Genomic DNA, 12,449 nt, shown 5'->3' with positions numbered 1-12,449 from the left:
TTAATTTTAAATTAATATCATTGTTAACTTAATTTAATAGAATTTTTTGGCCCCTGCTGGATTTGAACCAGCGACCAAGCGATTATGAGTCGCCTGCTCTTACCTCTGAGCTAAGGGGCCTTAATTATTTTAATATCTTTATATTAAATCAATTTTTTATAATAATCTAGATTTCTTTTAATAAATTTTATAGTTTTTAAAATTTTTTTTCTTTCAATATCTAATTGACAGACGTATAAAAATTTGATATATATATTAATATTCCTCTGTAGTTCAGCTGGCAGAACGGCGGACTGTTAATCCGTATGTCACTGGTTCGAATCCAGTCAGAGGAGATAATTGATTAAATTAAAAAAATAAAGTATTATTAATTTAATCTGCAATTAATTTTAAATTTTTTGATATTTTTCTTTTTTCAGACGATAATTCTGCACTTTTCATAATATAATCATCCACTCGATCTTCATAGTCACTTTTCATCGTAGAAATAATTTTTAAAATTTCTTCATAGTTTGTTTTTGGAGTAATATATTGTTTCAAGTTATTAAGTAATAATATTCTTTTTTGATTATCTCTAATTTTTTTTTCAACATCAGATATTTCTCTTTTTATTTTGTTTTTTCTTCGAAACATATGTACAAATTCTAATACATTTTTAAATGATTTTTTAGTTTCAGTCATATTAAAAATCCTTTTTTTTGAAATACATTATTTAATAATTTTTTAAAACACATAATATTTATTTTATTAAACCGATATTTAAGGAGCTTAATAATTAATTATTAATTAAAATAATTATGAACTATATCACAAAAAATAATCATCTTAAAAATTTATCTACTTTTTTATTTTATGATTATGAAACTTTTGGGACAGATACTGCTTTAGACAAAGCCGCTCAATTTGCATGTATCAGAACAGATATAAATTTAAATATTATAGATGATCCTCAATGTTTTTATTGTTTTCCACCAGATGACTATTTGCCAGATCCTTCTTCTATTTTAATAACCGAAATTACTCCTCAACGTACGAAAGAATACGGAACAAATGAATACAATTTTTCTAGAAAAATATATAATATTTTAAAAAAACCAAATACTTGCATCATAGGATATAACAATATTAATTTTGATGATGAAATTACAAGAAACTTATTTTATCGAAATTTTTTTGAACCCTATGAATGGAGTTGGAAAAATGGAAATTCCCGATGGGATTTATTAAATATATTAAGAGCATGCTACGCATTAAGACCAAGTGGAATTCAATGGCCAAAAAATAATCTAGGTTTGACTAGTTTTAAATTATCTGACTTAACAAAAGCAAATGGTATTATTCATACTCATGCTCATGATGCCGCATCAGACGTGTATGCAACAATTGAAATAGCAAGACTCATTAAAAATAAAAAAAATAAATTATTTAACTTTTTTTTTCAATATAGAAAAAAAAATAACATTTATTCATTTTTAAATTCGGAAAAGCTTAATCCTATAGTTTATGTTTCAAGTTTTTTTGGATCTATTCGTCACAATTTTAGCTGCATACTTCCTATAATTTTACATGAAAAAAATCCTAATATATTTATTTCTATTGATTTATTAAGCGAGCACATTGAAGAACTTATATCCTTATTTAAAAAAAAATTACTTAATACTTCTATTAAGAATTTTTTTAATCTAGGAATAGTATTGGTTTATCTTAATCGATGCCCTATATTATCTACAATGAAAATTATGCGCAAAAAAGATTTTGAAAGATTGAATTTTGATTATAATTTATATAATAAAAATATAAGTTTAATAAAAAAAAATAATTTTATTTTCCAAAAGATCAAAATTTTATTTTCTTATAAACATAATGCAGAACAGACAGAAAACGTTGATTTAAAAATATATGATTCTTTTTTCAGTTCTTATGATAAAAATTTAATTAAAATCGTAAGAAATACTAAACCATTGAATTTAAAAAATCTCAATTTGAATTTTAGGGACGCTCGTTTAAATGAACTTTTTTTCCGTTATCGTGCCCGAAATTTTTTATATACATTAAATGAAGTTGAAAAAAAAATATGGTTTGATCATTGTATAAAAATTTTTAATAAAAATTCTTTAAAAGAATACATGATAAAAATAAAACGCTTGCTGCATGAGCATGCCTTAGATCAAAAAAAGATTAAATTAATAAATGATTTATTAGATTATGTAATAAGTATTTCTAAAAAATTTAATAAAAAATTAATTTAAATTAATATATTTTATATGTTTAAATTTGTATTTTTTTAAAGCATCCATCAATTTAATTAATTGATAATTTTTTTCAGAATAAAAAAAAATATTTTTTTTTATTTTTTGATCTTTAATTATCATTTTAGAATATTTTTTTATGTGAAAGCAAAGAGCATTTTCTGGATGAATAAATTTAATTTTCTTTTTTAAAATTTTTTCAATTTCTTTTTTTAAAATCGAAAAATGAGTGCATCCTAGTATAATTGTATCTATCTTTTGATAAAAATAAATCCATGGATAAAAAATACGCCTTAAATCAGCATCATTAATATAATTTTTTCTTATTTTTTTTTCAGCTATTTTAGCTAGTTTATTTGTAGCGATAACATTTATGTTATAATTAGAGTGTTGAAAAAGTATTTTTTGAACATATTTAGAATTAATAGTTGCTGGAGTGGCTATTAATCCAATAAATTTATTTTGTTTGGCATGAATAGCTGGTTTTATTGAAGGCAATACTCCAATAATAGGAATGTTAAATTTTTTTTTTAAAATATTTAAACTTATAGTACTGATTGTATTACAAGCTATTATTATTATTTTAATAGGGTAAATTTTTTTTATTTTTTTTATAATTTTTATACTTCTTTTAATAATAAAAATTTCTCCTTTATTTCCATAAGGAAAAAATTGATTATCTAACATGTAAATATAAGATGTATTCGGTAATATTTTTTTTATGTTATTTAATACAGACAATCCGCCTACACCCGAATCAAATATAAACAATAGATTTTTTTTAGAATTTAAAAAGTATAAATTTGTGTATAAAATAATTTTTTGTTAATTTAATTTAAATGCAATTTATTTTTCTTTAAACAAAAAAAGTTTCATTTGTGTTTCCAATATTTTTCGATCTGATTGATTGAACATATTAAGTTTTTTTTCATTAATTAGTATAGTTTGTCTAGAAATCCATTTATTCCATGCTATTTTTGAAATTTTATTGTAAATTTTTTTTCCTAATTCGCCTGGATATGGTTGAAAATCTTGTTTTTCAGATTCTTTTTTTAAAAATACACAAAAAATTAAACGATTCATAATTTTTATATTGTCTCTTAATTTAAATTTATTTTTTTAAAAAATCAAGCATTTTTTGAACTGCTTTAGGTAAACCAATGTGCTGAGGTTTTTGTTTATTAAACCAAATTCCTTTTTCGTTGTTACTTAAGAAAAAAGAATGTTCAAAAAAAGATAAGTTAATTAAAATAGGATGAATATTCAGTGTAAAATGACTAAATTTATGAAAAAATGATGGCATTTTTTTGATTTTTTTTATATTTATTTTTTTTGCTTTTAACCAATTTAACATTTCTGATTCATTTATAAAATTTGGAAAATAAAACAAATTTTTCCAAATTAATTTATTAATGTTTTGATTCATCCAAAAGGTATTATTAAATTCAATTAAAACAAACCAAGATTCTTTTTGTAAATGTTTTGTTTTTGATGTTTTAAAAGAAGTTTTTTTCCAATTATTTTTTCGAAAAGATACACACGTTTTTTTTATTGGACACAAGCTGCATTTTGGAATTAAAGGTGTACAAATTAGTGATCCAATATCCATCATAGCCTGATTGAACTTACCGGTATGATGTATCGGAGTAATTAGTTCAATTAAATTCCATAGTTTTTTTTCCATTTTGTTTTTTGTGAGATCGTTCATTATATTATAATATCTAATTAAAATTCTTTTTACATTTCCATCTAAAATAGAATAAAAATAATTTAATGATAACGACAAAATTGCACCTGCTGTAGATTTTCCTATACCAGGCAATTTTATTACATCTGAAAATTGGTCTGGAAATTGCCCTTTAAATTCTTTTTCGATAATTTTTGATGTTTTATATATATTTCTAGCTCTACTATAATACCCTAGACCGCTCCATAAGTATAATATTTCATCTAATGATGCATTATTCAAGATTTTTATGTTAGGAAATCTTAATAAAAATTTTTGAAAATATGGAATAACAGTTTTAACCGAAGTTTGTTGAAGCATAATTTCAGATATCCAAACTGTATATAGTGTTTTATTTATTTGCCATGGTAAATTTTTTCTTCCGTATTGATGATACCAGTTAACAATCAATTGCGAAGAAATATGAACAATCATAATATTTCCTATTACTTATTAAAATAGTTGTTATAATATTTAATGTAATGTGTTTTAATAATAAAGTTCTCAATAATTTCTTTAATACTATAAAATTAATTATTCAAATGAAACATAAAATTTTAACTCCTGAATATAATTGTGATGGCATTTTTTTAAGAAAAATACGTAGCTTTATTTGTCGAACAGGAAGAATCACTCGTTCTCAGTCATTAGCAATTAAAAATTATTGGTCACTGATTGGAGTTGATTTTCAATTAAAACCATTAAATTTATTTTCTGTTTTTAATAGACACGCTCCAATTGTTTTGGAGATAGGATTTGGTTCAGGTCAGTCTTTAGTTGAAACAGCAATGAATTTTCCTGATAAAAATTTTTTAGGCATTGAAGTTTATAAATCAGGTATAGGGACTTGTTTAAACAATATTTATTCTTCTGGAATCAAGAATTTAAAGATTATATATCATGATGCAGTTGAAGTGATCAATGCAATGATTTCAGATAATACTCTGTCTATGGTGCAAATTTTTTTTCCAGATCCGTGGCATAAAAAACGTCATAAAAAAAGACGAATGATAAAAAAAAATTTTTTGAAAAAAATTTCAAGAAAATTAGTTGCTAATGGTATTTTGCATATTGCTACTGATTCAGAAGAATATGCTTATTACATATTAGATGAAATCAAATCGATTAATACATATTTAAATTTATCGAAACAAAATAATTTTATTGATCGACCGTGTTCTCGAAGTATAACTAAATTTGAGAAAAAAGGTTGTATTTTGGGTCGAAATATTTTTGATTTAATGTTTAAATCTAAAACAATTAATTTTTCTATTTAATATAAAAAAATTTTTAATAATGAGTTAAGAAAATTTTTTCCAAGATCAGTGGTATTCCATGAATTAAACGTCTCAATTAAGTATCCTTTTTTTATTGCTTTTTCAATTTTTTTTTGAATATATTTTTCATTTATATTTGTTCTTTCTCTAAAATGATTTTTTATAACTGGCTGATAAAGTCGAAAAAGATTCATAAAATATTCAAATGTTCTATCTTTTATAGAAATTTTATGTTCTGAATGAATATATTTACCACTTAAGAAATCATTCATGTTTTTATTTTTAATGGTTCTAATAATATTTCCATTTTTTTGAGTAATCTTCCCGTGCGCACCGCACCCTATTCCTATATAATCTCCAAAATTCCAATAATTAAGATTATGCTTGCATTGATAATTAGGTTTTGAATATGAAGAAATTTCATACTGTTTATATCCTGATTCTTTAAGCAGTTTTTTTCCTTTTTTTAATATACTTAAAACAATATTTTCATCAGGTAATTTTGGTTTTTTTTGGTAAAATCTCGTATTAGGTTCTATAGTTAATTGATACCAAGATATATGAGAAGGATCATAATTAATAGCATAATTCAAGTCTAATAATCCATCTTTTATTGATTGACCTGGTAAACCATACATCAAATCTAAATTTATATTTGAATTTATTTTTTTTATAATTTTTATAGCTTTATGAGCTTCTTTAGAACTGTACGTTCTTTCTATTTTTTTTAAAAAACTTGATTGAAATGTTTGAATTCCTAATGAAAAACGGTTAATTCCAGACATTTTATAATAAATAAAACGTTCAGATTCTAATGTACTTGGATTTGCTTCCATGCTGATTTCGATATTGTTAGAGATAAACGTTCTTTTTTTTATACCTTGAATTAAATCTTGGATAGATTCATATTTCAGCAAACTAGGAGTACCGCCGCCTATAAAAATAGTACCAATTTTTCTATTGTTAATTAAAGATAAGTCTTTTTCAAAATCTTTTAGTAAATGTTTAATATATTGTTTTTCTGGTAGAGTATTTTTATCAACATATGAAGTAAAATCGCAATATCCGCATTTTTTTAAACACCAAGGAATATGAATATAAAGACTAATAGGGGGAAGTTTAAACATAATAATGTATTATATAAAGTCAATAAAATAAGTGTATTTTAAGATAAAAAAGATTCTATTCAAATAAATGAATATAAATCATTTAAAAATAGAACGACCTATTCTTAGCATGTTACTTTTAAAGATTAAAGCATTTTCCATATCAGAACTTGTTCCCACTGATAAGGTGTCTATAGAATCGTATGTTTTTTTTAATACGTTAAATATGCTTTGAATTTTTTTATATTCTTTTTCTGCATGAATATTATTTTTTTGAATTGAAGGCATAGCCATAATTCCCCTAAAATTAAGATAAGGCATTAAAGAAATAGTTTTGGCTAATTTATGGTACTCATTTATATCAATTCCATTTTTTCTGCTTTCTTGTGAAATATTAATTTGCATAAGTACATTCATTGGAATTAAATATTGAGATCTATGACGATTTAATAAAATAGCAATGCGTTCTCGATCAATTGTTTGACACCAAGAAAAATATTTAGCTATTTTTTTAACTTTATTAGATTGGATTTTGCCAATAAAATGCCAGTTAATATTTTTATTTGTTTTTAACCTTTTTATTTTGTTTATGCTTTCTTGAATGTAACTTTCTCCAAAATCGTTTTGCCCCAAAAGGATGGCTTTTTTAATTTTTTCAATACTTTGATTTTTACTAACTGCTACAATTTTTATTTTACTTGATAAAAGGTTTTTTTTTTCAATGATGGTTTGTATATTTTTTTTTAATAATTTTAAATTTAATTTGATATTATTCATATATTTTTTAAAAAAATTAATTTTTAGAATTATACTCTAAAAACCAACTTTCTAGTATAATAACAGCAGCAAAAGAATGTATTGTTTTTGATTTAATTGTTCTAAGTTTTTCATGATTAAACATTAGTGATTTAGCCTCTATTGTGCTTAAACGTTCATCATGCAGTTTAACAAAAGCGTTAAATTTACACTTTAATAAATTTGCAAATTTTTCAGCTTTTTTTGTAATTTCTTGTTTTGTACCATTCATGTTTAATGGAAGTCCCACAATGGCAAATTTAGGCTGCCACGTTTGTAGTAATTTTTTTACAACAATCCAATTTGGACATCCGTTTTTTGATTTTAAAGAATTTAAAGGTCTTCCTTTTTTAGTGATGTTTTCCCCAATAGCTACTCCAATATTTTTTATTCCAAAATCAAATGCAATAACTATCATTTTTTCGCATCTCTTTTTTTTATTTTTTTTTCTATACAATCAAGTAACATACCAGTAATAGAAATATTTTTTTTTGATTCAATTTCACAAATGCATGTTGGACTCGTGACGTTAATTTCAGTTAATTTATTACCTATGACATCTAATCCTACAAAAATTAATCCTCTTTTTTTTAAAATTGGAGATACATAATTTGAAATTTCCCAATCTGTTTTGCTGAGCGATTGAACTTTACCTTTACCTCCAACTGCTAAGTTAGCTCGTGTTTCTCCCATAATCGGAATTCTAGCTAAGCACCAAGGAACAGGTTTTCCATTAACAATTAAAATTCTTTTATCGCCATATTTAATTTTTGGTAAATATTTTTGTACCATACAATATTTTTTACCGTAATTCGTCATGTTTTCCATAATAACAGAACAATTTAAACCTGTTTTTGTAATTCTAAAAATGTTTTTTCCTCCCATTCCGTCTAGTGGCTTTAATATAACATCTTTATGTTTTTTCCAAAAATTATATATTCTTGAAGTGCTGTTAGTGATTAAAGTATCTGTAGTAAATTGAGAAAACCATGATATAAAAATTTTTTCATTACAATCTCTTAAGCTTTGAGGTTTATTAATAATTAATACCCCTTGTTCTTCCGCTCGTTCTAAAATATAAGTTGCATAAATAAATTCTGTATTAAAAGGAGGATCTTTTCTCATTAAAATAACATCAAGATCACGTAATAAGATGTTTTTTTCTTCTATAAAATCAAACCATTGAACTTTATTTTTTTTTAATTTAATCAATTGAATTCTAGCATGCCCTTCTCCATTATGTAGGTATATATCATTTGTTTGCATATAATAAATAGTGTGATTTCTTTTTTGCGCTTCAATTAAAATAGCAAAGCTTGAATCTTTTTTAATGTTAATTGATTCTATTGGATCCATTACTATTCCAATTTTTAAATCTTTTTTGTCATTCATATTATTTTTGTTAGTCACTGATTTTTTTTTAATAATTTTCAATAATAATAATTATTTTCAAAATTTAATATCATGTAGTCAATTAAAATAAGTAATACATTAAAAATTTTATTTACATTTATCTTTTTAAAATATTTAAATAGAGAAAATATAATTTTATAATATTTAAATTTAACATACAAAAATATACTTTTCATATAAAATTTTTATTAAATTAGATCTATTGTTTTATATTTTTAAATTATTTTATTTAAAAAATAAAATTTATTTATAATTCAAAAAAATATTTTTTAAACATTATAATTTGTTCTTAATCATATTTTGAACCTGAGTAGTTATCAAATCTAGACCAGTGTCCGTTAAAGGTTAAATAGACTGTTCCAACTGGTCCATTTCTTTGTTTTCCTATAATAATTTCAGCAACTCCTTTGAAGTCACTATTTTCATGATAAATTTCATCACGATATATAAACATGATTAAATCTGCATCCTGTTCTAATGATCCAGATTCTCGAAGATCTGAATTTACTGGTCTTTTATCAGATCTTTGTTCTAAAGATCGATTAAGTTGAGATAATGCAATTACAGGAACTTGAAGTTCTTTTGCTAAAGCTTTTAGAGTTCTAGATATTTCCGCAATTTCCAATGTTCGATTATCAGATAAGGAAGGAACTCTCATCAATTGCAAATAATCTACCATTATTAATGTTAATCCATTGTTTTCTCGATAAATTCGGCGAGCTCTTGAACGAACTTCGCTTGGAGTTAGTGCTGAAGAATCATCAATATAGATGTTCTTTTTTTTCAAAAGTACATTAATTGTTCCAGACATTCGTGACCAATCTTCATCGTTTAATTGACCAGTTCGAATGCGCGCTTGATTTACTCTGGATAAAGATGCTAACATGCGCATCATAATTTGTTCTCCTGGCATTTCTAGACTAAAAATTAATACTGGTTTATCATAAATCATTGCAGCGTTTTCACATAAATTCATTGCAAATGTTGTTTTTCCCATTGAAGGTCGAGCAGCAATAATAATTAACTCAGATCGTTGTAATCCCGATGTTTTTTTATTCAAATCTTGATATCCAGTGTTAATACCAGTCACTCCGTCGTGAGGAGCTAAAAACAGTTTTTCAATACTAGCTACAGTTTCATCTAGGATTTGTTCAACGTTTTTAGGACCAGAATCTTTTTTGAATCTTTTTTCTGCAATTTTAAATACGCTAGATTCTGCGTAATCTAATAATTCTTCACTTTTTCTTCCTTGTGTGTCGTATCCAGCATTTGCAATTTTGTTAGCTACTAATATCATTTCTCTGACTATGGCTCGTTCTCTAACTATATCTGCATATGCTGTAATATTCGCTGTACTGGGGGTATTTTTTGATAATTCAGCTAAATAAGAAAATCTACCGGCGCTTTCTAATTTTCCTTTTTGTTCTAAAGATTCAGATAAAGTGATTAAATCAATAGGATTTCCTTGATCAAGTAGTTTTTGCATTTCCTGAAATATTATACGGTGAGGTTTACTGAAAAAATCGTCTGCAACAACATGTTCTGAAACAGTATCCCACTGTTCATTATCTAACATTAATCCACCTAGTACTGATTGCTCTGCTTCTAAAGAATGTGGAGGAATTTTTAGTCTATTAATTTGATGTAAATATAATTTATTTTTAGCCATATTTATTGCATATACCATTATTTAGTAAATCACTATGAAATTATATCTTTAATGTTGAAAATAATACACTATCTGCTGATCAATCTGTTTAATTGGCTTTTTTAACAAAGTTAAAACAAAAAGATTGATTTTAATATTAATTTGTTTATTACTATATGATTTCATTTAATAGTTTTTTATTTTTATATATTAAAATATTTTAGTATATGTTTGATTGTCTCAATAATATCTATTCTTCATTAAATTTATATGTCAAAATACTTAAATAAAATATTGTTTTTAAATAGATTAAATAATGATTTAATTGATTTTATTTTTTATAAAATATTTTTATAATTTTTGATTTTATAAAAAGTTTTATTCAATTAAATCACTAATCAATTATTATAAAAGAAACAATTTAAAAATGTTTTTTGTATAAATCAATTAGTATATTTTTTATTTTTGAAATAATTTTTTTTTAAAAAAAATTATATTTTTTAATTTTTGAATATTGTTCAAAAAATTTTATATGTTCCTTATAGTTTAAATAATATTCAGTTTGAATTAATCATGCTAATTACATTATATTTATTTACAGTACATTAATATTGTTTTAATAGTATTTTATTTTTATATTGAAAATGTTTTTAAACAGTATATGTATGAATGTTAATTTTTGAGTTTTTAAAATAGTTTATTTAATTATAATTATTTTTTTGATAACTATATTATTGTGTATTAATTTCATTATTAAAAAATTTTATTGAAAATATATTTTTTAAAATAATTTTTTATGCGTCATATATAAATATATTATTTATTTTTTATTAAATTAAAAATGGAGTTTGTATTATGGCAAGTAGAGGAATTAATAAAGTAATTCTTATTGGGCATTTAGGTCAAGACCCTGAAGTTCGTTATATGCCAAATGGAAATGCGGTGGTTAATATGACATTAGCTACCTCAGAAAATTGGAAAGACAAAAATACTGGAGAAAATAAAGAAAAAACAGAATGGCATCGAGTAGTTTTATTTGGGAAATTAGCAGAAATTGCGGGTGAATATCTCAAAAAAGGCTCTCAGGTATATATTGAAGGAACTTTACAGACGAGAAAATGGCAAGACCAAAATGGTTTAGAGCGCTATACGACAGAAGTAATTGTAAACATTGGCGGAACCATGCAAATGCTAGGAAATCGAAATTCTAATTTAAACACTGCATCGACAAATGAGAACAATGTATCTAAAACAAAGAAATCGGATAAAAATAACATTTTAAAAAATTCAGAAAAATATAAAATAAATAAAGAAAGTTTAGACTCATCTTCAGATATTGATTTTGATGATGAAATTCCTTTTTAAAAAGTGTATTCTTATTAAAAATCATTTAATGCCCCAAATGTTTGGGGCTATAAATTTCAATTTTTTATTTTTTTATATTTCTAATAAAATTTGACAAAATTAAACAAAATTCTTTTTTGTGCGAAATAAATGGGGTATGAGCTGCTTGATTTAAAATGATAGAGCAAGTTTGAGGCCATATTTGATCTAGTATTTTAATAGTTTCACAGGGGATTAAACTATCTAAAGATCCATATATACGCAAAAATGGTATTTTTAAGGAAATTATATCGTTACGTAAATCAGTTAAAAAAAGAATTTTTAAACTATCTTTTAAAGTTTTTAGGTTAGGATAAGATTGAGAAAATAAAAGTTTTTTTAATATTTCTAGTTCTTTATTTATATTATGAGAATACAAATTTTGTAATTTTAAAAAGTTATCAATTGTTTGATAATAGTTTTTTTTTAATTTCAAATAAAAAGATTTTATTTGTTTTTTTTGAATTCCAGGCCATTTTTTTTTAAAATAAAACATGGAGAAGAAGATATAGTAATAATTCCTAAAACATACTTTGGATATAATAATGCGAAACGACTAGCGATTAACCCTCCTATTGACCATCCTATCCAGATTGAATTTTTAGGTATGGTAACGCGTAATTTTTGAACAATTTCGTCAATTTCCATATTTGGTAAATTTTTATTTTTTCCATGACCAGGTAAATCTATTAAATAAATTTTACAAAAAGAACTGAATTCTTTAATAATAAAAAACCAAATTTGCGAATTAAATCCCCACCCATGTATTAAAATAAGATTAATGTTTCCAGTTCCTAGAGTTTCCCAATAAAATGATTTCATTTGTTTCCTTTTTTTTGTATAATTTCATTA

General features: G+C 23.7%; 14 protein-coding genes and 2 tRNA genes. 4 read left to right on the top strand and 12 right to left on the bottom strand.

Translation table 11 applies throughout. The features are described 5' to 3' along the window. Window positions 1-47 precede the first annotated feature (47 nt). Window positions 48-120 (bottom strand) — tRNA-Ile (locus D9V75_RS02715). Between the two features lie 142 nt (window positions 121-262). Between D9V75_RS02715 and D9V75_RS02710 the strand changes: the two genes are divergently transcribed. Next, window positions 263-335, top strand: a tRNA-Asn gene (locus D9V75_RS02710). Between the two features lie 37 nt (window positions 336-372). Here the strand turns inward: D9V75_RS02710 and D9V75_RS02705 are convergent. Continuing rightward, a complete protein-coding gene (locus D9V75_RS02705; RefSeq protein WP_158343953.1) occupies window positions 373-681 on the bottom strand; it encodes a DUF496 family protein in 309 nt (102 codons plus the stop codon). Window positions 682-797: 116 nt separating this feature from the next. Between D9V75_RS02705 and sbcB the strand changes: the two genes are divergently transcribed. Continuing rightward, entirely contained in the window at window positions 798-2,249 is a 1,452-nt protein-coding gene (sbcB, locus tag D9V75_RS02700) for an exodeoxyribonuclease I (protein ID WP_158343951.1), read from the top strand. Here the strand turns inward: sbcB and murI are convergent. The 3 genes from murI to mutY form a co-directional block, all read right to left on the bottom strand. Further along, complete coding sequence (murI, locus tag D9V75_RS02695) at window positions 2,241-3,020, bottom strand: glutamate racemase (RefSeq protein ID WP_158343949.1); 780 nt, start codon at window positions 3,018-3,020, stop codon at window positions 2,241-2,243. The genes sbcB and murI overlap by 9 nt on opposite strands. Before the next feature lie 75 nt (window positions 3,021-3,095). After that, window positions 3,096-3,332, bottom strand: coding sequence for an oxidative damage protection protein (locus D9V75_RS02690; RefSeq protein WP_158343948.1), 237 nt, complete (start codon window positions 3,330-3,332; stop codon window positions 3,096-3,098). 28 nt (window positions 3,333-3,360) lie between these two features. Beyond that, window positions 3,361-4,410 (bottom strand): A/G-specific adenine glycosylase, encoded by a 1,050-nt coding sequence (gene mutY, locus D9V75_RS02685; RefSeq protein ID WP_158343946.1) that lies wholly within the window; start codon window positions 4,408-4,410, stop codon window positions 3,361-3,363. Between the two features lie 107 nt (window positions 4,411-4,517). Here mutY and trmB point away from each other — a divergent pair, with 107 nt between their 5' ends. Further along, entirely contained in the window at window positions 4,518-5,252 is a 735-nt protein-coding gene (trmB, locus tag D9V75_RS02680; protein WP_158343944.1) for a tRNA (guanosine(46)-N7)-methyltransferase TrmB, read from the top strand. Here the strand turns inward: trmB and hemW are convergent. The 5 genes from hemW to dnaB form a co-directional block, all read right to left on the bottom strand. Then, window positions 5,249-6,379 (bottom strand): radical SAM family heme chaperone HemW, encoded by a 1,131-nt coding sequence (hemW, locus tag D9V75_RS02675; protein ID WP_158343942.1) that lies wholly within the window; start codon window positions 6,377-6,379, stop codon window positions 5,249-5,251. The two genes, trmB and hemW, sit on opposite strands and share 4 nt — an antisense overlap. A gap of 78 nt (window positions 6,380-6,457) precedes the next feature. Further along, entirely contained in the window at window positions 6,458-7,135 is a 678-nt protein-coding gene (locus D9V75_RS02670) for a YggS family pyridoxal phosphate-dependent enzyme (RefSeq protein ID WP_158343940.1), read from the bottom strand. A 16-nt stretch (window positions 7,136-7,151) separates the two neighbouring features. Next, on the bottom strand, window positions 7,152-7,571 hold the full coding sequence (gene ruvX, locus D9V75_RS02665; RefSeq protein ID WP_158343938.1) for a Holliday junction resolvase RuvX: 420 nt from the start codon (window positions 7,569-7,571) through the stop codon (window positions 7,152-7,154). Next, on the bottom strand, window positions 7,568-8,545 hold the full coding sequence (gene gshB / locus D9V75_RS02660) for a glutathione synthase (RefSeq protein WP_158343936.1): 978 nt from the start codon (window positions 8,543-8,545) through the stop codon (window positions 7,568-7,570). The genes ruvX and gshB overlap by 4 nt, the downstream gene beginning before the upstream one ends. 310 nt (window positions 8,546-8,855) lie before the next feature. Further along, window positions 8,856-10,253, bottom strand: coding sequence for a replicative DNA helicase (gene dnaB / locus D9V75_RS02655; protein WP_158343934.1), 1,398 nt, complete (start codon window positions 10,251-10,253; stop codon window positions 8,856-8,858). A gap of 816 nt (window positions 10,254-11,069) precedes the next feature. Between dnaB and ssb the strand changes: the two genes are divergently transcribed. After that, on the top strand, window positions 11,070-11,579 hold the full coding sequence (gene ssb, locus D9V75_RS02650; protein WP_158343932.1) for a single-stranded DNA-binding protein: 510 nt from the start codon (window positions 11,070-11,072) through the stop codon (window positions 11,577-11,579). Window positions 11,580-11,643: 64 nt separating this feature from the next. Here the strand turns inward: ssb and D9V75_RS02645 are convergent, their stop codons facing one another. Then, window positions 11,644-12,093 (bottom strand): hypothetical protein, encoded by a 450-nt coding sequence (locus D9V75_RS02645; protein WP_158343930.1) that lies wholly within the window; start codon window positions 12,091-12,093, stop codon window positions 11,644-11,646. Further along, window positions 12,045-12,419, bottom strand: a complete 375-nt coding sequence (locus D9V75_RS02640) for an alpha/beta fold hydrolase (protein ID WP_158343928.1) — start codon at window positions 12,417-12,419, stop codon at window positions 12,045-12,047. Before D9V75_RS02640 ends, D9V75_RS02645 begins: the two co-directional genes overlap by 49 nt. Window positions 12,420-12,449: the final 30 nt, after the last annotated feature.

The sequence above is a fragment of the Buchnera aphidicola (Muscaphis stroyani) genome (genome assembly GCF_005080865.1).
Lineage (GTDB): Bacteria > Pseudomonadota > Gammaproteobacteria > Enterobacterales > Enterobacteriaceae > Buchnera > Buchnera aphidicola_AG.
Note: the sequence above shows the minus strand (reverse complement) of the source record. Positions and strands in the feature narration are given on the sequence as shown.